Source organism: Salipiger pallidus, from assembly GCF_014643635.1.
GTDB classification, from domain to species: domain Bacteria; phylum Pseudomonadota; class Alphaproteobacteria; order Rhodobacterales; family Rhodobacteraceae; genus Salipiger; species Salipiger pallidus.
Map to the genome: position 1 here is coordinate 585,922 of NZ_BMJV01000001.1, position 21,652 is coordinate 607,573.

Genomic DNA, 21,652 nt, shown 5'->3' on the forward strand with positions numbered 1-21,652 from the left:
CCCTTAGGCTGCGGCTTCAAGAGGCTGGCAAGTCGAAGTTCTTCACGTCGGCGGAAGCCTGCTCTAGACTGCCCACGGGGTCCGACGGGACTCCCGCCTGCGATCGCCGAGTGATAAAGACCAGCTATGGTACCCAACTACGCGCTTTCTCTTTCCTTCGACGGGATCGTCCTGCTCCGCCGCAATCCGGCAGGATGGGCGCCAGTGCACGAAGCCGCCCTGACCGGCGACAGCCCCGAGCTTGCGCTGGCCGGCCTGCTCGATGCTGCCCGCGCCGAAGGTCCGCGCGGCACCGAGGTGATGCTGATCCTTCCGGACGAGCAGATCCGCTATGATTGTATCGCCTCGCCCGCCGGCGGCCCAAAGGACGAACTTGACGCAGTCAATGCGGCGCTTGAAGGGGCGACCCCCTATGCCATCGACGAGCTTGTTGTGGATTGGCATCGCGACGGAAGCGACATCCACATCGCCGCCGTCGCGCGTGAGACGCTGGACGAGGCAGAAAGCTTCCTGTCCGCCCAAGGGTTTGCACCGGTGGGTTTCACCGCCATGCCGCCGCATAGCCTGTTCCCCACGGCGCCATTCTTCGGACCGGCCACTAGCTGGACCGGCACGCCCCCGGCCCGCCTCACCCAACCCGTGCAGCTGACCGATGCCCCCGCAGCCGAGGCGCAGGCCGCACCATCGCCAGAGCACGGCAACGCTTCGGAAGCTCAAAGCGCGGCGGTGCCCGGCAGGCAGTCTGCGCCTGCGCCGGAAGCCGGAAGTGCTCCTGTGCCGGAGACGGAAAACACGTCTGTCCCGGAAGCTCAGGCCATGCCGAGGGCACAGGCCGGGTCCGCGCATGAGCCGCTGATCGAGATTGTCCCTGCGATCGAGGAGGTCGAGCCGGATAGCGCCCCTGCTTCTGAGGTTCCGAACCGATCGGTTCCCCAAACGGATCAGGGCGAAGCCCCTGCCCCCAGGCCCGAAACCACCGCAAAGGCGCCCGCTTCGTCGACCGGGCCACAATCCGTCTTGGGCAAGGACGATAAACCCTCTGCCGGCACGGCGCGTCCTGCCGCACCCGGTGCGTCAGACAGGTCCGACAGCACCGAGGCACAGGCGGACCTTCCGCTCGCGCCCCTCCGGACAGGCCCCACGGTCACGGCGGATGAGGTCACGCAACAAGATCCGCAGACCGGGCAGGACGAGGCCACCGCAAAAGGGGACGCTGCAAAGGCAGCCGTTGCCGGCGCGGCCTCGGCCCCGATCGCATCCAAACTGCCCATCGGACCGGCACCCGAGGCGGAGCCTGCGCCCTTGCCCGGCCCAGAAGATCGCGTGAGCTTCACGCGCGGCATCTTCGGTCCCGGAGGCAATGCCCGCGCGGACACCCCGCCGGCGGCAGACGTGGCCACGCCCACCGCTCTGGACAAGCCCTCCGGTCCGTCGGGTCAGCCCGCGACCGCGGGCGAGTCAAAGCTGGCGGCTGACCGTTCGCACCTGTCGCGATCTGCCTCGGCATCCTCCAGCGGCATCCCGGCCCACGCTTCGACCAAGGCGGCGCCAGTGGTGTCTGCCACCACGCCCGCGCCCCGGCCGTCGGGCAAAGCTGAGAATTTACGCGCCTCGCGGTCGCAGCCCGAAGCCTCGGGGACAGGATCGCAAATCTCCACGGAGACACCAACGGCAAAGGCTCCGCCCGTGGCATCGCCGCAGCGGGCTGAGGCCGATCCCTCTGCCGGGATCGCCGCCGCGCTGTCCCATGCCGGCAGCCTGCGCAAGCCGGCCAGCCTAGCGGACGAGCCTCCTGCGACAAAGGACGCGGCTCACCCTTCCGGACGCAAGGGCAATGACCGCAGCCTTGCCGCGCTTTTCGCACGTCGCAAGAGCCAGGCGGCGCGACCCTCCGCCTCCACCGTGGAAAAGTCGGCAGCCGCCACACGCGCCGCGCAAGAGCGCGAGCGTCTGACCGTATTCGGTGCCCGCAACGCACCGGTCGGCGGGAAGCCGCGGTTCCTCGGGCTCACCATGACGGTTGTCTTGATCGCCCTGATCGCCGCGGTCGCGGCATGGGCTTCGGTGTTCCTCGACGAGGGGATCTCGGGCCTGTTCGACCGGGTGGATCCGCCCGTGGCGGAAGTGGCCGTGGAGCAAATTCCGGAAGACAGTCCCTCTGCTGCAGCAGTGACCGAGCCAGACGCCCCTGTCGAAGACGTGGCGGCGCAAAGCCCGCCTGAGCCGGCAGCCCCCGCCCCGAGCACAGCTGACACGAGCACGCCTGCCCTGAACACACCGGACCTGAGCCCCGAGGAACTGGCCGCACGATACGCTGCCACGGGGATCTGGCAGCAGGCCCCCGCCGCGCCGCGCCAGCTTTCAGGAAGCACCCTCGACGACCTCTACGTGGCCTCTGTCGACCCCACTGTCGAACAGTTCGACCCGATCGCCCTGCCGCCCATGGCCGGAGCGCATGATCTTGGCGTGGAGCCGGTGCGGCTCCCGCCGGGGCCTGACGTTCGCTTCGACCTCGATGATCGCGGCCTCGTCCGGGCAAGCCCGGAGGGCACCGTGTCACCGGACGGCGTGCGGATCTTCTCCGGGCCGCCGCCACAAGTCCCCCCGGCGCGCACCCCTTCCGAGGATGACGCCGCGACCACCGAAGACACCGGGCCCGCCGAGACGGATGCGGCCAATGCCGAACCACCGGCCGATGAGGCGCGCCCGAACGCACGCCCCGAGGATCTGGTCGAACAAAGCGAACGAGTGACCCTGCGCGGCAACTCCATCGCCGAGCTTGCGCTGCTGAGGCCGGTGCTCCGTCCAGAAAGCGTTCAGGGACAGGCAGCGGCGACAGAAAACGATATCGAGCTTCCTGAAGAAACCGATGTGGCTCAGGGCGAGACCATCGAAACGGCCGAGCCCGAAGCTGCCGAAGCCGAGCCCGCTGTACCGAGCGGCACGGCCCAGGCGGTGGCCCAGTCGGTTGCACCGCAGCTGCGCCCCGGTGACATGGCACGCCGGGTCGAACGCGCCGAGGTCCAGACCGCCAGCGCGGCCCCACGCCAGCCGGCCCTGCGCATCCCGCAGAACGCAAACGTCGCCCAGCAGGCCACGGTCAGCAACCAGCTGAACCTGCGACAGATGAACCTGATCGGGGTTTTCGGGACGGACGGCGCGCGGCGCGCCCTCGTCCGCATGTCCAACGGACGTCTGCAGAACGTGAAGGTCGGTGACAGGCTTGATGGCGGTCGGGTCGCCGCGATCGGAGATACGCAACTTCAGCTGGTCAAGAGCGGGCGCAGCATCGTCCTGCGGATGCCCAGCGGATGAGCCAAGAGCAAATTCCTTTCAAAGGAATTTGCCCGGCCGCCTTGCCTCAGAACGGGACGTCGTCCTCGGCGTGGACGTAGCTGGCCACCACCTTCTTCGATCCGGCCTTTTCGAAATCCACCTCGAGCTTGTCGCCCTCGATGGCCCGGATCGTGCCGTAGCCGAACTTCTGGTGGAACACCCGCTGACCGGTCTCAAAGGCCGAGACGGCCTGCAGGTCGATCACCGTGTTGCGGCTTTCCTTCGGCTGGCTCATGCCCCTCTGGCCCGACCGCGCCTGCAGACGTTTCCAGCCCGGCGAGTTGTAGACATTGGCCTCCGACGCGCGGCTTTCCAGACCCGACTGGCCGTATTGTGCCGCCGCGCCATAGCCGCCGCCGTATAGGCCCGGCGGTGTCAGCACATCCACATGTTCTTCGGGCAGCTCGTCGATGAAGCGCGAGGGCAACGCCGACTGCCATTGCCCGAACACCCGCCGGTTGCCCGCAAAGGAAATCGTGCACAGCCGCTCGGCCCGCGTGATGCCCACGTAGGCCAGCCGCCGTTCCTCTTCGAGGCCCTTCTGGCCGCTTTCGTCCATGGAGCGCTGCGACGGGAACAGCCCGTCCTCCCAGCCCGGCAGGAAGACCACCGGGAACTCCAGCCCCTTGGCCGCGTGGAGTGTCATGATCGACACTTTCTCACCGGCTTCGTCGCTTTCGTTGTCCATGATCAGCGACACGTGTTCGAGGAAGCCCTGAAGGTTCTCGAACTGCTCGAGCGCCTTCACCAGTTCCTTGAGGTTCTCGAGCCGCCCCGGCGCCTCGGGTGTCTTGTCGTTCTGCCACATGCCGGTGTAGCCGCTTTCATCGAGGATGACTTCGGCAAGCTCCATGTGGCTCATCTCCGGCGGGCCGCGCCGGGTCTCGCCCACCACGAAGGGGGCCTCGTCATCGATGACCTCGTCGCCCGCGTCATCGATGATATCGGACGCGTGCACCACGGGCCCCAGCATCTGTTCGCGCCAGCGGGCCAGCCCCTCGCACAGCTGGCGCAGCTGGCCACCACCCTTGCCCTTGATCCGGCCCTCATCCACCGCGATGCGCGCGCCCTCGATCAGCGTCACGCCGAACTCACGCGCCGTGGCCTGGATCAGCTGCTGCGCCTTGTCACCAAGGCCGCGCTTGGGGGTGTTGACGATGCGCTCGAAGGCCAGGTCGTCCTCGGGGGACACCACCAGCCGGAAATAGGCCATGGCATCGCGGATCTCCATGCGCTCGTAGAAGCGCGGGCCACCAATCACCCTGTAGTTCAGGCCGATGGTGAGGAACCGGTCCTCGAAGGCACGCATCTGGTGCGAGGCCCGCACGAGGATCGCCATGTCATCAAGCGATTGCGCCTCGATCCCGCGCGAGCCCTTCTGCAGTGCCTCGATCTCGTCACCGATCCAGCGGGCCTCTTCCTCGCCGTCCCAGTGGCCGATGAGGCGCACCTTCTCACCGCCCTTGGCATCGGTCCAGAGTTCCTTGCCAAGGCGCCCTTCGTTGCCGCGGATCACCCCGCCGGCGGCGGCGAGGATATGTTCGGTCGAACGGTAGTTCTGTTCCAGTCGCACCACATGCGCGCCGGGAAAATCCTTTTCGAACCGCAGGATATTGCCCACCTCGGCGCCGCGCCAGCCATAGATCGACTGGTCGTCGTCGCCCACGCAGCAGATGTTCTTGTGCCCGCCCGCCAACAGCCGCAGCCACAGGTACTGGGCCACGTTGGTATCCTGGTATTCGTCCACGAGGATGTAGCGGAACCAGCGCTGGTATTGCTCCAGCACATCGGGATGTTCCTGAAAGATCGTCACCATGTGCAGCAGCAGGTCACCAAAATCGCAGGCGTTCAGTTCGCGCAGGCGGGTCTGGTACTGGGCGTAAAGTTCGGTGCCGCGGTGGTTGTAGGCCCCGGCCTCGGCGGAGGGGACCTTGGAGGGCACCCAGGCGCGGTTCTTCCAGTGGTCGATCAGCCCCGCAAGCTGGCGCGCGGGCCAGCGTTTCTCGTCGATCCCGGCGGCGTTGATGAGCTGTTTGAGCAGCCGGATCTGGTCATCCGTGTCGAGGATGGTGAAGTTCGACTTCAGACCCACCAGTTCCGCATGGCGGCGCAGCAGCTTGACGCAGATGCTGTGGAAGGTGCCGAGCCACGGCATCCCCTCGATCTGCTGGCCAAGCAGCCGACCCACACGGGTCTTCATCTCGCGCGCGGCCTTGTTGGTGAAGGTCACCGACAGGATCTCGTTCGGACGGGCGCGGCCTGTCATCAGAAGATGCACGATCCGGCTGGTCAGCGCCTTTGTCTTGCCTGTCCCTGCCCCGGCAAGCATCAACACCGGACCGTCGAGCCGTTCCACAGCCTCGCGCTGCGCCGGGTTGAGATCGTCGAGATAGGGCATGGGCCGCGCGGCCATGGCCCGGGCGGACAGCGATGCGCCCTCGAAGGCGTCCATGTCGTCGAATGTGCTCATGGCCCCAATCTAGCGTCCATGGCGTCCGAAGGAAAGACGTCGTTCCCCATACGTTCCGGAAATCGACACGGCAAATTCACGGCGACGACATTTCGCCCTGCGCCGGTGCAGTCTCCCTCCGCGCGGCTCTACGGGCCGCCTCATCTCGCACCACTTTCACCTTATGGTAGCGGAAGCATCGCTGCGCGCACCATAGGCTTGGTGCAGCAAATCGCGCGAAACGGTCAACGGGAGGCGATGTGAGCGGTAACATAAGTAAATACTCGTCCGCAGCGGGAATTATTTGCAAATATCAGGCAAATCTTCGCTAACTTTGCAAACCACCTTGCGCCGCGCTGCGGCATCGCGTTCACTCCGCTCCGGATGGCCGTAACATAGCGGCCGAGGACGGAGGAATATCACGCGATGGCCGAGTTTCAGAAGATTCTCATTGCGAACAGGGGCGAGATCGCCATCCGCATCATGCGGGCGGCGAACGAGATGGGGAAGAAGACGGTCGCCGTCTTCGCCGAGGAGGACAAGCTGGGCCTGCACCGCTTCAAGGCGGACGAGGCCTACCGGATCGGTGAGGGCCTCGGGCCTGTCGCGGCCTACCTGAGCATCCCCGAGATCATCCGCGTGGCGAAGGAGTCCGGCGCGGACGCGATCCACCCCGGATATGGCCTGCTGTCCGAGAACCCCGAGTTCGTCGATGCCTGTGACGCCGCCGGGATCACCTTCATCGGCCCCAAGGCGGCCACCATGCGCGCCCTTGGCGACAAGGCATCCGCCCGCAAGGTCGCCGTCGAGGCCGGCGTGCCGGTCATCCCCGCCACGGAGGTGCTGGGCGACGACTTCAAGGCCATCACCAAGGAAGCCGAGGAAATCGGCTATCCGCTGATGCTCAAGGCCTCCTGGGGCGGCGGCGGCCGCGGCATGCGGCCCATCGAGAACTCGAAAGAGCTGAAGGAAAAGGTGCTCGAAGGACGCCGCGAGGCGGAAGCCGCCTTTGGCAATGGCGAGGGGTATCTGGAGAAGATGATCCTGCGCGCCCGCCACGTCGAGGTGCAGATCCTCGGCGACAAGGCCGGCAACATCTACCACCTTTATGAACGGGACTGCTCGGTCCAGCGCCGCAACCAGAAGGTCGTGGAACGCGCCCCCGCGCCCTATCTCAGCGAAGCGCAGCGCGAAGAGATCTGCGAGCTTGGCCGCAAGATCTGCCAGCACGTGAACTACGAATGCGCCGGCACCGTCGAGTTCCTGATGGATATGGAGACGGGCAAGTTCTACTTTATCGAGGTGAACCCCCGCGTGCAGGTCGAACACACCGTCACCGAGGAAGTGACCGGCATCGACATCGTGCAGGCGCAGATCCTCATCGCGGAAGGCAAGTCGCTGGCCGAGGCCACGGGCAAGGCGTCGCAATACGACGTGAAGCTGATGGGTCACGCGCTGCAGACCCGGATCACCACCGAGGATCCCACCAACAACTTCATCCCCGATTACGGCCGCATCACCGCCTACCGCAGCGCTACCGGCATGGGCATCCGGCTTGATGGCGGCACCGCATACGCGGGCGGCGTCATCACCCGGTTCTACGATTCGCTGCTGGTGAAGGTGACCGCCAAGGCCCCCACCCCCGAGGCTGCCATTCGCCGCATGGACCGCGCTCTGCGCGAATTCCGCATCCGCGGCGTGAGCACGAACATCGACTTCGTGATCAACCTGCTGCGCCACCCGACCTTCCTCAATAACCAGTACACCACCAAGTTCATCGACACGACGCCCGAGCTTTTCGACTTCAAGAAGCGCCGGGACCGGGGCACCAAGGTGCTGACCTACATCGCGGACATCACCGTGAACGGTCATCCCGAGGTCCAGGGGCGGCCACGCCCCGCGGCGGATCTCAAGCCCGCCAAGGCCCCCGCCCCGATGCACGAAGTGCCCCCCGCAGGCACCCGCACCCTGCTCGAGGAGAAGGGTGCGCAGGCGGTGGCGGACTGGATGTCCGAGCAAAAGCGCCTGCTGATCACCGACACCACCATGCGCGACGGCCACCAGTCGCTTCTGGCGACGCGGATGCGGTCCATCGACATGGTCAAAGTCGCGCCGACCTATGCCGCGAACATGTCGGACCTGTTCTCGGTGGAATGCTGGGGCGGGGCGACCTTCGACGTGGCCTACCGCTTCTTGCAGGAATGCCCGTGGCAGCGGCTGCGTGACATTCGCTCGAAGATGCCCAACATCATGACGCAGATGCTGCTGCGCGCCTCCAACGGTGTGGGGTACACCAACTACCCCGACAACGTGGTGCAGAGCTTCGTGGCGCAGGCGGCGGAGAGCGGCGTCGACGTGTTCCGCGTCTTCGATTCGCTGAACTGGGTCGAGAACATGCGCGTCGCGATGGACGCGGTGATCGAGAGCGGCAAGGTCTGCGAAGGCACCATCTGCTACACCGGCGACATCCTCGATCCGGACCGGGCGAAGTACAACCTTCAGTACTATGTCGACATGGGCAAGGCGCTGAAGGCCGCCGGTGCGCATGTGCTGGGCCTCAAGGACATGGCCGGCCTGCTCAAGGCCAACTCCGCCGGGGCTCTGGTCAAGGCGCTGAAGGAAGAGGTCGGCCTACCGATCCACTTCCACACCCACGACACCTCGGGCGCTTCCATCGCCACCGTGCTGGAAGCGGCACGCGCGGGCGTGGATGCGGTCGATGCGGCGATGGACGCGCTGTCGGGCAACACCTCGCAGCCCACTCTGGGGTCGATCGTCGAGGCGCTGCGCCACACCGACCGTGACACGCTGCTGGACGTGGGCACCATCCGCGAGCTGTCGAACTACTGGGAAGCGGTGCGCGGGCAGTACACCGCGTTCGAATCCGGCCTTCAGGCGCCTGCATCGGAGGTCTATCTTCACGAGATGCCCGGCGGGCAGTTCACCAACCTCAAGGCGCAGGCGCGCTCCATGGGGCTGGAAGAGCGCTGGCACGAGGTCGCCCAGACCTATGCGGACGTGAACAAGATGTTCGGTGACATCGTCAAGGTGACACCCTCGTCCAAGGTCGTGGGCGACATGGCGCTTATGATGGTCAGCCAGGGTCTGACCCGCGATCAGGTCGAGGATCCCAAGACCGACGTGAGCTTCCCTGATTCTGTCATCGACATGATGAAGGGCAACCTCGGCCAGCCGCCGGGCGGCTTCCCCGATACCATCGTCAAGAAGGTGCTCAAGGGCGAGAAGCCCAACACGGATCGCCCCGGCGCGCACCTTGCGCCCGCCGACCTAGATGCACTGCGGGCCGAACTGGCGGCGAAGTTCCCGGATGTCGAATTCGACGACGAGGATTTCAACGGCTACCTGATGTACCCCAAGGTCTTCACCGACTACGCGGCACGGCACGAGGAATACGGCCCGGTGCGGGTTCTGCCCACGCTGACCTATTTCTACGGCATGGAGCCGGGCGACGAGATCACCGCCGAGATCGACCCGGGCAAGACCCTCGAGATCCGCCTCATCACCGTCGGGGAAACCCAGGACGATGGCGAGGTGCGGGTGTTCTTCGAGCTCAACGGCCAGCCGCGCGCGGTGCGGGTGCCGAACCGCAAGGCCAAGGCGACCTCGGCGGCGCGGCCCAAGGCCGAGACCGGCAACCTCAATCACGTGGGCGCGCCGATGCCCGGCGTGGTGGCCTCGGTCGCCGTTCAGGCGGGATCGAAGGTCAAGGAGGGCGATCTGCTGCTGACCATCGAGGCGATGAAGATGGAAACCGGCCTGCATGCGGAACGCGACGCCACCGTGAAGGCGGTGCACGTGACGCCCGGCGGCCAGATCGACGCCAAGGACCTGCTGATCGAGTTCGAGTGACCGCCCGGCCTTGCGCCTGGTGACGCGGGGGGATGGGGGCTCTGCCCCCCTTGGCTACGCCAATTCCCCCCGGCGTATTTTGAAAGAGAAGAAGGGGCGGTCCGTGTCTGGCGGACCGCCCTTTTTTCGCGGGCGTGGGCTCGTGGCAGTTTTTCTGGACTAAGGTGTCAGACAAGGGGCGCCCGAAGTCCAGCCACCGGAGCCGGGAGGGCGCTGACCTCTTGTGGTTCGCGCTGGATGAGCCCCCTTTAGACCGCGTTCGTCCCGGGGCGCCACGTGGCGGCGATCTCCGAGAGGCTCAGATCCGGCACGATGACGGCGAGGCCCCTCGCCCCGAGCTGAGAGAGGCGGCAGAAGCATCCGGAACGGTCGAAAGGAAGCCGATCACTTTAGCATCAATCCGGCGGCGGCAAACCGTGGCGGGCTCCCGCCCTGCCCTTAGGTGCCGCCGTATGCCGGCAACACGACGGCAGCAGACGGCCACCAGGCGAAGCGGTGATGATGGCGAAGACCGGTTTGCGCATGTCGCTACGCATCGGGCGCCAAGTCTTCTACAGCGGCATCGACCGCCATTCGTGAATGTCGTGCAGCCCGTGGTCCGTTCCGATGGAAGAACAGCGAGATGTCGAAGACGAGGGCCGCAACGAAAAGGCCCGTTAGAAACGGGTGATATACCTGTTCGGCAGGGTTTCATGAAATTTAACCGGAGTTTGACGCATATTCCCGGGGGCGCGACAGGCAGAACCGTGGGCAGCCTTGTCCATGAAACACACCGCTTCAGGCATCCGCCCAAAACTATTCTCGGGAAAGATGACATTTTCCTCTTGCGGCCAGACGCAGGAGACTCTAAATCGCCCGCACCAACCGGTAAGCGGGCGTAGCTCAGGGGTAGAGCATTACCTTGCCAAGGTAAGGGTCGGGCGTTCGAATCGCCTCGCCCGCTCCAGTTGGTCAAATACCCGGCCGGGTTTCCCGGCATCGGTCTGAAGTGCGGGCGTAGCTCAGGGGTAGAGCATTACCTTGCCAAGGTAAGGGTCGGGCGTTCGAATCGCCTCGCCCGCTCCAGACCGAAAGATGGTGGTAGTCCACCACGCCGAGCGGGCGTAGCTCAGGGGTAGAGCATTACCTTGCCAAGGTAAGGGTCGGGCGTTCGAATCGCCTCGCCCGCTCCAATTCTTCCAGACCGAGACTGACCACCAACACGGCTCCCCGTAAGAACCCGATTGCACGTCCTCTTGTCCAGACGTCACGCTCGGGCTTGCACAAGCCGTGTCGCAATGCCCTGCTCCAACCACTTCGCCGACAGCGCCACCCCACACCCGTTCGGCGGGGTGCCTCGGATCGCCCCGCCGTGTCAGTGCGAGCCTCAACGAGGCAACCGCGTCAGGCCGCCTGGCGATCTTCCAGGTCCAGACGCATGGTGGCCATGCCCTGCCGGCGCGACAACTCCTCGTAACCCGCTGAAATATAGGCGTTGTGGGCCGGCGCGTTATCGACCTCCACCTTCAGCGTGAGGCTCAGCGCACCGAGGTCCACTGCTGCCTCTTCAACCCGCTCGTTCAGCTCTGCCGCGGCGCCGCCCCGCGCCTCATGGGCGAGATAGACGTAGGTGAGGTGCCGAACCTCGGGCCCAATCCCCTCGCGCAGGGCGAAGAACCCCACGTCTCGGCCAGCGTCGTCCTGAAGGTAGAAAGACACGTCACCCCTGTCCCCGAGCCAGTTGCGGTGCCACTCCATCTCGTCGAAAGGCACCTTCGCATTGGGATTGAGCAGGGGGATCTCTTCGTCCGGCAGCATCGCCGCCAGGGGTTCGAGATCACGCTCGCGGTTGCGGCGGAGAGTAAGAGCCATGGATCCTTCCTTCGGCTGGTCCCGGCGCGCCCGCGCCGATGGGGGGAATATCAAAGGGCCGTGCCTGACATATCAGCGCCTGCCGGGTCAACCGCCCAGGCTGCGGGAACACCCGCAGCCCACGAACCTGTCGGGGTCAGACGCACAAAAGGCGCAACGGTAGAAACGACTTGGGGACGAACCGGATCAACCGGACCCCGTTGCCGCGCGGTGACTGAATTGGCCATTCAGGCAACCTTGTGTGGCACCTGAAGGCGGGCTCCCGGACGAAGGCATCCACACGAGGCCTGGCCCGCCCCCATCAAAGCGCAGACGCCTCCTGCGCAGGCAGAACCGTCCGTGCAGGCACCTTCGGGCATCGCCAAAGGCCCATCCATACGAATACCTGATTGCATTTATAAGGTATTGAACCCCTCCGCGATCTGTGATGTGTCCTTGGGCGAACATAGCCAACGCTCACCAAGCGCCAGCCCTCCTTCCGAAATCCCAGTCCGAGGAGCTGCCGGTGACCCGTGCCTTCCGCCTCCCCCTGTTGACGTTTCCGTCCGTCTTTCTTGCCCTCGCGGCGCCCGCCATTGCGCAGGATGCCCCCGACGCCCCTGCGCTCAGCATCGAGCTCAACGCGCAGGAGCAGCAGGAGAATGGCTGCAAGCTGAGCTTTCTTGCGCGCAACAACACCGGCGATGCGATCTCTGCCGCGGTGTTCGAAACCGTGCTCTTCGATGACGCGGGACAGGTCGACCGGCTGACGCTGTTTGATTTCGGCGCGCTGCCCGCGAACAAGCCACGCCTGCGCCAGTTCGTGGTGCCCGGGCTGCAATGCGACGCGCTTGGCCAGGTGCTGATCAACGGCGCCGCCACCTGCGAGGCCGAGGCAGGCGCCGCCACCTGCACCGAGGGGCTCAGTCTTTCGAGCCGCACCGACGTGGAGATGATGGGATGAACATGTCGCCTGTAACGATGATCCGCGAGCTGATCCTCGAGATCTACGACCTTGGTGGTCCGGTGGTGCTGTTCCTTGGTGCCGTCTCCATAGCGACCCTCTCGGTGGTGCTCTACAAGCTCTGGCAGTTCCGCGCCGCCGGCGTGGGGCGTCACAAGGCGCTGCGCGAAGCGGTCGAGGCCTGGGATCACGGCGACCGGGGCGGCGCGCATGCGGCGCTCGAGCGGTCGCGCAGCTACCTGCGGCCGGTGGTGGCGCTGGCCATGCAGGGTGGCGTAGACAGTGCGCGGCTCGATGCCGAGGCGGAAACACGCTTTGCCCGGCTGGAACGCGGCTTCCGCTTCCTTGACGGCGTGGCGCAGCTGTCGCCTCTGGTGGGCCTTTTCGGGACCGTGCTGGGCATGATCGCCGCCTTCCAGGCGCTGCAGGATGCGGGCAGCGCGGTGGACCCGTCACTGCTGGCGGGCGGTATCTGGGTGGCGCTGCTGACCACCGCCGTAGGCCTTGCGGTCGCGATGCCGACGCAGGTGGTGCTGAGCTGGCTCGAGGCCCGGATCGACGCGGAACGGGTGCTGGCAGGCCAAGCAGTGCGCAGCGTGGAATCGCCCTCGGGCGCCCGCCCTGCTGCCGACGCCCCCGCAGGGCAGGCCGTCCATGCGTAAGCGCCGCCGCCGCAACAGGTTGTCGATGACCTCGCTTATCGACGTGATCTTCCTGCTGCTGCTGTTCTTCATGCTCACCTCGACCTTCTCGAAGTTCTCGGAGGTCGAGCTGATGGCCGCCGGTGCCGGCGTGGCGCAGCCGTCCTCGGACGCGCGCCCGCTGTTCCTGCGGCTGGGGCCGGAGACGGTGACGCTGAATGCCGGGGATCTTGAGCTGGAGGCACTGGCCGAGGCGCTGGCGGCCGAGGCCCCCGAGGACGGCGGCGCGCCGCGCCCGCTGCTGGTTGCCCTGCGTCCCGAGGTCAGCGCCCAGCGGCTCACCGACCTGCTGGTGGTGCTGCGCGGCCTGCCCGGCTTTACCCCGACCATCCTGGGAGGTGCCTGATGATTGGCTGCAAGCGCAACAAGTCCCGGTCCGAGCCGACGATCGCGCTCATCAACGTGGTCTTCCTGATGCTGATCTTCTTCCTCGTGGCGGGACAGGTGGCGCAGCCGCTGGACCCCGAGCTGCGGCTGGTCAGCACCGCCGACCTCGACGGCACGCCGCCGCCCAGCGACGCGCTGGTGGTGTCCCCGGACGGCAGCCTGAGCAGCAACGGCGCGCCGGTGGCCAGCACTGAGGACTTCCTCGAGGGCCTTGGCGAGGACATCACCGCCGTGCGCCTCGTGCCTGACCGCGACCTGCCTGCTGAAGACCTCGTGGCCCTGGCCCGCGCCCTGCGGCGCGGCGGTGCCGAAAGCGTGCGCCTCGTGTCCGAAAGGGGGCTGGAATGAAGATCACCTCGATGATCCGCAGCTCGCGTGGGGCCAAGTTCGTGGCCGCTCTGCTGGCCGCCACCGCCCATGGCGCCGTGGCCGTGGCACTGATGCAGCCCAATCCTGCGCCGCAGATGGAAGGCGCCTCCGGGGGCGAGGCTGCGCTGGGGTCCAGCTTTGCGGACATGGCCGCGGGTACGCTCAGCGCCGAGCCGCCCGAAGACGTAACCGAGGCCGAGCCCCCCGCGCCGGTCGAGGCGGAGCCCCCGCAGGAGGTCACCCGGCCCGAGCCGCCGCAGGCGGTACAGCCGGAGGCCCCCGCCCCGGTTCAGGCCGAGCCGGTGGACACTGTCGAGGCTCTCACCCCGTCGACCGAAACCGACGTGATCGCCGCGATCCCCCCCGAGGAGATCGAGGCCGCCGAGCCGCCCGAAGAGGCCCCCGCCCCCACTCCGGAAGAGACCGCCGAAGCCGAGCCCGAAGAGCCCGAGACCATCGAGGCGGAGCCCGAAGCGGACGACAGCTCGGATGAGGCGGTCGCGGTGTCGCGCCGCCCGATGCAGCGCCCCGAGACGCTCGAGGTGCCCGAGCCACCGCAGCGCGCGCAGCGCCAGCCAGAGCCGCAACCGCAGCGCCAGCGTCAGCCCGAACCGCAGCGCCAGGCCGAAGCGCCCCAGCGTCAGCCGCAGGGCAACGCGGACCGCAACGCCCGCACCGGGCAGGCCTCGGGCCGGCAGGGTGCGCAATCGGCCTCGAGCGGATCTGGCGGGCGGTCCTCGCAACAGGGCAACGCCGCCGCCAGCAACTATCCCGGCCAGGTGATGAGCCGCCTTGCCCGCGTGCCCCGTCCGCGCATGAACAGCCGCGGTGCTGCCGTGGTGTCATTCCGCATCGCGGGCAGCGGCGGGCTTGCCGGGGCGTCTATCGCCCGTAGCTCGGGCAGCGCCCGGCTCGACCAGGCGGCGCTGCGCGTGATCCAGCGGGCCGCGCCCTTCCCCGCGCCACCTGCCGGGGCGCAGACCAGCTTCTCGATCCGTATCGAGGCGCAATGACCCTTCGGGCCGCATCTTCCCTTGCGGCCCGGAACCAACCTGAGTAAAACACTCGGGAAAATCATATCGCCAGCTCACCCGTGCCAGCCGATACCTGTCTTCCCTCATGACAAAGGATCGGACCCCGTGAGCCAGACCCTGACCTCTCAGCTATCGCCCCACGACATCCGCGCCGCCGCTGCCGAAAACACAAGCACGCGCGCCCGCGACCTTGCCGCCAGCCTCGGACTGACCGAGGCGCATCTGCTCGCCGCCCGCACCGGCCATGACGTCACCCGCATCAACGCCCACCCCGACGCGGTGATGGCCGCCGCCGAACGGCTAGGCGAGGTCATGGCGCTCACCCGGGTCGAGGCCGCAGTGCATGAAAAGGTCGGCCATTACGCCAACTACCACCCCGGCCCCCATGCCTCGATGGTGCTCAATGACGAGATCGACCTGCGCATCTTCCCGCGCCACTGGGTGCACGGCTTTGCCGAGGCGCGGCAAACCGAACACGGGGTGCGCCGCAGCCTGCAGGTGTTCGATGCGGCGGGCGATGCGATCCACAAGATCCACCTGCGCGATGCCTCGAACCACGATCTCTGGGATGAGGTGGTGGCCGGTCTTGCCACGGGCGAGAGCTCGGACACGCTCGAAACCACCCCGCGCGAGCCCACCGAGGCGGCCAAATCCGACCCTGCCAAGCTCGACATCCTGCGCAAGGAATGGGCGCGTCTGACCGACACCCACCAGTTCCTGCGCCTGTGCTCCAAGCTGAAGATGAACCGCCTTGGTGCCTACCGCATCGCCGGGGCGCCCTTCGTGCGCCAGCTCGATCCCGCTGCGGTGGACATGATGCTGGAACAGGTGCGCGACACCGGGACCGAGATCATGCTTTTCGTGGGCAACCGCGGCTGCATCCAGATCCACTCCGGCGCGGTGCAGAACCTCCGGCCCATGGGCCCGTGGCAGAACATCATGGACCCCGGGTTCAACCTGCACCTGCGCCGCGACAAGGTGGCCGAGGTCTGGGCGGTCGAGAAACCCACCCAGCGCGGCCCGGCGATCTCGGTCGAGGCCTTCGACGCCGAGGGCGGCCTCATCTTCCAGTGCTTCGGCGTCGGCAAGGTGGGCAATGACCACCGCCCCGCGTGGGGCCGCATCGTCGAGGCGCTGCCCGGCGCACAGGAGGCGGCGGCATGAAACGGCGCGCCTTCTGTTCCCTGCTGGGGGCGGCGGCGCTGCCGCTGACCCTGCCCCGCGCCTCCATCGCCGCACCAGGGGCGGACGTGTTGTCCATCGGGGGCTCGGTGACCGAGATCGTCTATGCCCTCGGGCAAGGTGACCGGCTGGTCGCCCGCGACAGCACCTCGACCTACCCGGCCCTGGCCCGTGATCTGCCCGACGTGGGCTACATGCGCCAGCTCTCACCCGAGGGCGTGCTGTCGGTGCGCCCGTCGCTCATCCTCTCCGAGGAAGGCGCGGGCCCGCCCGAGACCATCGCCGTGCTCGAGGAGGCGGCGATCCCCTTCGTCACCGTCCCCGAGGGGTTCGACGCTGCCGCCGTCGCCGCCAAGATCCGTGCCGTCGGGGCAGCACTGGAGGTCGATGCCGAGGGCTTTGCCTCCAACACCGAGGCGCAGATCAAGACCGCCGTCGCCGAGGCCTCGGCCCATGACGACCGGCCCAAGGTGATGTTCGTACTGTCGGCCATGGGCGGGCGGCTGATGGCCGCCGGCACAGGCACCGCCGCCGACGCGATGATCCGCATGTCAGGCGGGCGCAATGTAATGTCGGGGATGACAGGCTACAAGCCGCTCTCGGACGAGGCTGCCGCTGCCGCCGGCCCCGAGGTCATCCTCATGATGGACCGGGGCGGCGATCACGCCATCGCCCCTGACGACCTCTTTGCCATGCCCGCGCTGGCGGTCACCCCCGCCGCCAGCGGCAAGCGGCTGGTCACCATGGACGGGCTGAAGATGCTTGGCTTCGGCCCCCGCACCGCCGACGCGGTGACGGAGCTGTCCGCCGCTCTGCACGGGGCCTGAACCATGGCCAGCCTCATTGACGTCGCCCCCGCCCCCCGCAGCCGCCTTGCGCGGGCGCGGCGGCTGCACCTGTGGCTGGCGCTGCTGATGGTCGTCATCGGAGCGCTGAGCCTTGGTGCCGGGGCCACCGGCGTCGACCCGCTGGCAGCGCTTTGGCGGCTAGCACGCGGCCTGCCGCTGGAGCGGACCGAGGCGGTGGTGCTGCTCGACATCCGCCTGCCGCGGCTGGCGATGGGGCTTCTGGTGGGGGCGGCACTGGCGGTCTCGGGCGCGCTGATGCAGGGGCTGTTCCGCAACCCGCTGGCCGATCCTGGCATCGTCGGGGTCAGCGCAGGGGCGGGGCTCGGGGCGATCTCGGCCATCGTGCTGGGCGGCGCCCTGCCCGCCGGGCTCGCGGTGCTGGCGGGGCCGCACCTTGTGGCGCTTGCCGCCTTCGCCGGGGCATTGGCGAGCACCTGGGCGCTCTACCGCATCGCCACGCGGCAGGGGCGCACGTCGGTGTCGACCATGCTGCTGGCGGGCATCGCGCTCGGGGCGCTTACCGGGGCACTGTCGGGGGTGATGGTCTACCTCGCCGACGACAACCAACTGCGGGATCTCACCTTCTGGGGTCTCGGCTCGCTCTCGGGGGCCAGCTGGAGCCGCCTTGCCGCCTCTGCGCCGATCATCTTCGTGGCGCTCGCCGCCGCAAGCACCCTCGGGCGCGCCCTCAACGCGCTGTCGCTGGGCGAGGCAACGGCGGCCCATATCGGCATTCCGGTCCAGAGCGCCAAGCGCCGTGCCATCCTGTGCGTCGCCGGGGCCACAGGGGCGGCGGTGGCGGTGTCTGGGGGCATCGGCTTTATAGGCATCGTTGTGCCGCACCTGCTCCGCCTTGCCTCGGGGCCGGATCACCGGGCGCTGCTGATCAACGCCGGTCTGCTGGGGGCGACGCTGCTGGTGGCGGCGGACATGGTGGCGCGCAGCATCGTCTCTCCGTCAGAACTGCCCATCGGCATCGTCACCGCGGTGCTGGGCGCACCGGTGTTCCTCTGGATCCTGCTCAAACGCCATGGAGCCGACGCATGCTGAGCGCCCGCAACATCACCCTCACTCTCGGGCACAACACGGTGCTGCACGACACCTGCTTCGATGCTGCCCCCGGCGAGGTCACGGCCATCTGCGGCCCCAACGGATCGGGCAAGACCAGCCTGCTGCGCTGTCTTTCGGGCGATCTGCCCCACGGTGGCCGAGTCACCCTGAACGGCGAAGATATCTCCACCCTGGAACCGTGGCAGCTCGCCGCCCGGCGCGGCGTGCTGCCTCAGGCGTCTCAGCTGGCCTTCCCCTTCACCACGCTGGAACTCGTCGAGATCGGCCTGTCGCACGCCCGCGCGCCAGCGGAAGGCGCTGCCCTGCGCGCCCTGGCGCGCACCGGCCTCGCCCATCACGCGGAGCGTCCGGTGAACACCCTCTCGGGCGGGCAGCAGCAACGCGCCCACCTGGCCCGTGTTCTGGCGCAGGTGGGCAGCCCGGTCGGCCCTGACAGCCCCCGCTGGCTGCTGCTGGATGAGCCGGTCTCGGCCCTCGACATCGCGCACCAGCTGCAGGTCATGCAGATCGCCCGCGACTTCGCCGATGCGGGGGGTGGCGTGGTCGCCGTGATGCACGACCTCAATCTAACGGCGATGTTCGCAGACAGCGTAACGCTCATGGCCGGTGGCCGCCCTCTTGCCAGCGGCACCACTGCCGATGTCATGACCTCGGACACCCTAGGGAAAGCCTACGGCTGCACCCTGCGCGTGGGCAGCGCGCCGCCTCCGGGCACCCCCTTCGTGCTGCCGCAGACCGCCACCGCCTGAGCCGCCGCCCCGGGCATCCTCTTGCCAGACATTTCCCCGGGGGAGTCTCCGCAGGAGACGGGGACAGCGCCCCTCACGAACGCGCCAACCGACCCATCCGGACCGGCGCGATCACATGCCGGCCCCGCCTGCGCCGCGCATGGTCGCCGCAAAGACGAGGTGGGGCCAGGCTCAGACACCGGGCCAGTCCTAGCCACCAGCCCGGCGCCCAGACCGATGACCGGCGGGTTTATTCACCGTGCACAGGACGAAGACCGCGGCGGCCGTCATCACCGATGCCCCGAGAAGACTGCCAATCACCCGGCTGCGCTTTCGCGCGATCAGCACCGCCGCAGCCCAGCCCGTGAGACCGGTGAGGCAATGGAACCAGTTCGGATAGACCCAGCTGTCGCGAAGATGTGTAGCGTATCGCCATGCACGAAGAACGCGGCCAGCCGCATTACCAAGAGGCGGCGTCAGGGACGGGATGTTATCACTCTGCCGTTCCTTTGCCGGAAGCCGATGCAGGCACGCCTGACGCCTTGGGCCGCTGGACCGCATGACCACGCCGGACATACCCGATAAACGGCACCCGGCCTTGCTGGCGGCCAATGCACACACTTGTCCGACGAAAAGCACATGGCCAGCGGCCTCGACGGCGCGCAAGACCTCGCAGTCCATGCTGCGACAGTGCCGGGCAATTCCGGCCGCCCATAGGGTCTATTCCGTCCAGCTCCCGCCGGCAAAGCGGTCTTTCTCGCCAGCCGGACCGCAAAGGCATTGGCCACCTTGCCCTGTCCTTCGGCCAGCGTCACGTGGGAGAACCGACCCGAGGAAGCATTGCTCGCCGCGGCCTCGGCCCCAACAGTGATCGGGCACTTAAGCTCGCAGGCAGCGCAGTCGACGTCTTATTTGGGATGGATCACCCGCAGGTATCGCCCTGCTGGAAGCAGCCCGCTTGGCAGGCCCTCCACGCAATCCATGTACTTGCAGGCGGTGCCGTTTTCGGTGTCGCCGAGGTCCTGTGTTTCCGGCCAGCGCCGGCCCTTGCACGCCGCCGGTTGTCGTTTTGGGCCACCCGGCCCCGACGCGCATGCAGCAGGGCCAGACCACGCGGTTCAGCCAAGGTTGGCTTCGGCGAACTCGTAGTCGGGAAAGTAGTCGAGAAAACTGGCCCCTTGATCCGGGCGGCAGTTGCGGAAATCGACCTCGTAGCTGTGTTCCCACACATCGAGCCCCAGCAGCGCGGTGCCTTCTTCGATGGTCAGCAAGTCGACGCCATTGCAACGGGTCCTGATGACGCTGAAAATGCACGGTTCCCCTGCCTCGGCCAAAGGCAAGCAGGGCCTCACCGGCGGGGCAGCACGCCAGAAGCTGCTGTGCCTGCTTGAGGAGGCTCTGGTGGAGGAGGAGTGAAGCAGCGCCTGACGGGGCCCGCCCGTGACCTACTGGCACCCCCCCCGGAGAAGGGCCAGTCGCGGTTTCCTGACACCCGTGCCGCACTGACCGTGGACACTCTGCACAGCATCTCTGACGTGCTCGGCAGCGAGGCGCTCGACCGGGTGATCGCGACGCTGCCCCGGTACCGCGCGGCCATGGCCGGCAGCGACACTACCCCATGCCCGTCTCGATAAGCTGGCGAAGCTGCGCAGCGCCGAAGGCTACATGGCCGGTGTCGAGAAAGACGCGGATGGCGTCTTGCGGCTGGTGGAGAACCACTGCCCGAACCGCGCTGCCCCCACTTTGCGCCAGAGAGTCTGCCGGACCGAGAAGGCAGTGTTCCATCATGCCATCAGTCCCGATGTGCGGATTGAGCGTGACGAGCGTATCGTCGCGGGCGGACGGCGCTGTACCTATGTGGTGCCCGATGGCGGATCGTAACGGCCGGCCCCTGTAGGGGTGCCGCCCGGCGGGGGGTCATCAGCCCAGCAGTGCCGCGATATGCGCCGGCCCCTCGGGGCGGATACCGCCGGGGTTCAGCGCCTTGATCGAATAGTACCCGCGGGTGATGTGATCCATGTTCACCGTTCCCCGGACGCCCGGCAGTGCGAGGATGCGCTCCATGTAGGACGACAGCTTCGGGTAGGCGATCAGCTGGCGCCGGTTGCACTTGAAGATCCCGTGGTAGGCCGCATCAAAGCGGATAAGGGTCACGAAGGTGCGGATATCGGTTTCGGTCAGCGCATCGCCGAAGAGATAGCCCCCATCCAGCCGGTCCTCGAGCCGGTCGAGCATGTCAAACACGCCATCCACCGCCTCGTCATAGGCCTCCTGGCTCGAGGCGAAGCCGGCCTTGTAGACGCCGTTGTTGAGCAGGTCGTAAATCTCGGCATTGAGCGCGTCGATCTCGGGGCCGAGCGCCTCGGGGTAGAGGCGTAGATCCGACGGCACCAGCCCCTCGAAAGCGGTGTCAACCATGCGCAGGATATCGGCGCTTTCATTGCTGACCATGACATCGCGCTGCTCGTCCCACAGCACCGGCACCGTGGCGCGGCCCGACACGTGAGGGTCGGCGCGGGTGTAAAGCTCGTGCATGAAGCGCGCGCCGTGCAGCGGGTCTTCGTCCGCGCCGGGATAACCGCCAAAACTCCAGCCCTCGTCGCCCAGCACCGGGTTCACCACGGTCACGGGGATGATGTCCTGAAGGCCCTTCAGGGCGCGGGCCATCAGCGTGCGCGACGCCCATGGGCAGATGTAGGCCACATACAGCCTGTAGCGCCCGGCCTCGGCCTTGAACCCTCCCTCGCCGGTTGGCCCGGCAGAGCCGTCGGGGGTGATCCAGTTGCGAAAGCCCGACACCTGCCGCACAAAGCGGCCCATGGCGTCAGCCTTCTGCACCGGTTGCCAATCTGCGGTCCATTTCCCGTCAACGAGCATCACGGT

The 21,652-nt window shown here is 67.3% G+C and carries 17 protein-coding genes and 3 tRNA genes; 16 read left to right on the plus strand and 4 right to left on the minus strand.

Going from position 1 to position 21,652, the window contains the following annotated elements:
- Window positions 1-204: 204 nt before the first annotated feature.
- Window positions 205-3,315 carry a hypothetical protein gene (locus IEX41_RS02830; RefSeq protein ID WP_188788600.1) on the plus strand — a complete coding sequence of 1,037 codons (3,111 nt, stop codon included), beginning with the start codon at window positions 205-207 and terminating at the stop codon, window positions 3,313-3,315.
- A gap of 46 nt (window positions 3,316-3,361) precedes the next feature.
- On the opposite strand, the gene IEX41_RS02835 is transcribed toward IEX41_RS02830, so the two are convergent.
- Window positions 3,362-5,806, minus strand: coding sequence for an ATP-dependent helicase (locus IEX41_RS02835; RefSeq protein WP_188788602.1), 2,445 nt, complete (start codon window positions 5,804-5,806; stop codon window positions 3,362-3,364).
- Window positions 5,807-6,211: 405 nt separating this feature from the next.
- Here IEX41_RS02835 and IEX41_RS02840 point away from each other — a divergent pair, with 405 nt between their 5' ends.
- From IEX41_RS02840 to IEX41_RS02855, 4 genes are all read left to right on the plus strand, one after another.
- On the plus strand, window positions 6,212-9,655 hold the full coding sequence (locus tag IEX41_RS02840; protein ID WP_188788604.1) for a pyruvate carboxylase: 3,444 nt from the start codon (window positions 6,212-6,214) through the stop codon (window positions 9,653-9,655).
- Between the two features lie 871 nt (window positions 9,656-10,526).
- Window positions 10,527-10,601 (plus strand) — tRNA-Gly (locus tag IEX41_RS02845).
- Window positions 10,602-10,645: 44 nt separating this feature from the next.
- Window positions 10,646-10,720, plus strand: a tRNA-Gly gene (locus tag IEX41_RS02850).
- A 32-nt stretch (window positions 10,721-10,752) separates the two neighbouring features.
- Window positions 10,753-10,827 (plus strand) — tRNA-Gly (locus IEX41_RS02855).
- A 211-nt stretch (window positions 10,828-11,038) separates the two neighbouring features.
- Here the strand turns inward: IEX41_RS02855 and IEX41_RS02860 are convergent.
- The gene (locus tag IEX41_RS02860; protein ID WP_188788605.1) at window positions 11,039-11,506 is read right to left on the minus strand and encodes a GNAT family N-acetyltransferase; all 468 of its coding nucleotides are present in this window, start codon (window positions 11,504-11,506) and stop codon (window positions 11,039-11,041) included.
- A gap of 505 nt (window positions 11,507-12,011) precedes the next feature.
- Between IEX41_RS02860 and IEX41_RS02865 the strand changes: the two genes are divergently transcribed.
- The 9 genes from IEX41_RS02865 to IEX41_RS02905 all read left to right on the plus strand — a co-directional run bounded on the left by IEX41_RS02865 (window position 12,012) and on the right by IEX41_RS02905 (window position 18,790).
- On the plus strand, window positions 12,012-12,449 hold the full coding sequence (locus tag IEX41_RS02865) for a hypothetical protein (protein WP_229672895.1): 438 nt from the start codon (window positions 12,012-12,014) through the stop codon (window positions 12,447-12,449).
- Complete coding sequence (locus IEX41_RS02870; RefSeq protein WP_229672896.1) at window positions 12,446-13,111, plus strand: MotA/TolQ/ExbB proton channel family protein; 666 nt, start codon at window positions 12,446-12,448, stop codon at window positions 13,109-13,111. The genes IEX41_RS02865 and IEX41_RS02870 overlap by 4 nt, the downstream gene beginning before the upstream one ends.
- Window positions 13,104-13,496, plus strand: a complete 393-nt coding sequence (locus IEX41_RS02875) for a biopolymer transporter ExbD (RefSeq protein ID WP_188788607.1) — start codon at window positions 13,104-13,106, stop codon at window positions 13,494-13,496. The genes IEX41_RS02870 and IEX41_RS02875 overlap by 8 nt, the downstream gene beginning before the upstream one ends.
- A complete protein-coding gene (locus IEX41_RS02880) occupies window positions 13,496-13,885 on the plus strand; it encodes an ExbD/TolR family protein (RefSeq protein WP_188788609.1) in 390 nt (129 codons plus the stop codon). The genes IEX41_RS02875 and IEX41_RS02880 overlap by 1 nt, the downstream gene beginning before the upstream one ends.
- On the plus strand, window positions 13,882-14,919 hold the full coding sequence (locus IEX41_RS02885) for an energy transducer TonB family protein (RefSeq protein ID WP_229672897.1): 1,038 nt from the start codon (window positions 13,882-13,884) through the stop codon (window positions 14,917-14,919). Before IEX41_RS02880 ends, IEX41_RS02885 begins: the two co-directional genes overlap by 4 nt.
- 126 nt (window positions 14,920-15,045) lie before the next feature.
- Window positions 15,046-16,104: a hemin-degrading factor gene (locus IEX41_RS02890; RefSeq protein WP_188788611.1), complete on the plus strand. Its 1,059-nt coding sequence runs from the start codon at window positions 15,046-15,048 to the stop codon at window positions 16,102-16,104.
- On the plus strand, window positions 16,101-16,949 hold the full coding sequence (locus IEX41_RS02895; protein ID WP_188788613.1) for a heme/hemin ABC transporter substrate-binding protein: 849 nt from the start codon (window positions 16,101-16,103) through the stop codon (window positions 16,947-16,949). Before IEX41_RS02890 ends, IEX41_RS02895 begins: the two co-directional genes overlap by 4 nt.
- 3 nt (window positions 16,950-16,952) lie before the next feature.
- On the plus strand, window positions 16,953-18,020 hold the full coding sequence (locus IEX41_RS02900) for a FecCD family ABC transporter permease (protein WP_188788615.1): 1,068 nt from the start codon (window positions 16,953-16,955) through the stop codon (window positions 18,018-18,020).
- Complete coding sequence (locus IEX41_RS02905) at window positions 18,014-18,790, plus strand: heme ABC transporter ATP-binding protein (RefSeq protein WP_188788618.1); 777 nt, start codon at window positions 18,014-18,016, stop codon at window positions 18,788-18,790. Before IEX41_RS02900 ends, IEX41_RS02905 begins: the two co-directional genes overlap by 7 nt.
- Window positions 18,791-19,887: 1,097 nt before the next feature.
- On the opposite strand, the gene IEX41_RS21405 is transcribed toward IEX41_RS02905, so the two are convergent.
- Window positions 19,888-20,040 carry a Fe-Mn family superoxide dismutase gene (locus tag IEX41_RS21405; protein ID WP_229672898.1) on the minus strand — a complete coding sequence of 51 codons (153 nt, stop codon included), beginning with the start codon at window positions 20,038-20,040 and terminating at the stop codon, window positions 19,888-19,890.
- Between IEX41_RS21405 and IEX41_RS21410 the strand changes: the two genes are divergently transcribed.
- Entirely contained in the window at window positions 20,030-20,185 is a 156-nt protein-coding gene (locus IEX41_RS21410) for a hypothetical protein (RefSeq protein WP_229672899.1), read from the plus strand. The genes IEX41_RS21405 and IEX41_RS21410 overlap by 11 nt on opposite strands.
- A gap of 249 nt (window positions 20,186-20,434) precedes the next feature.
- A complete protein-coding gene (locus IEX41_RS02915; RefSeq protein WP_188788620.1) occupies window positions 20,435-20,650 on the plus strand; it encodes a helix-turn-helix domain-containing protein in 216 nt (71 codons plus the stop codon).
- A 39-nt stretch (window positions 20,651-20,689) separates the two neighbouring features.
- Here the strand turns inward: IEX41_RS02915 and IEX41_RS02920 are convergent, their stop codons facing one another.
- The gene (locus IEX41_RS02920; RefSeq protein ID WP_188788622.1) at window positions 20,690-21,646 is read right to left on the minus strand and encodes a glutathione S-transferase family protein; all 957 of its coding nucleotides are present in this window, start codon (window positions 21,644-21,646) and stop codon (window positions 20,690-20,692) included.
- Window positions 21,647-21,652 lie beyond the last annotated feature (6 nt).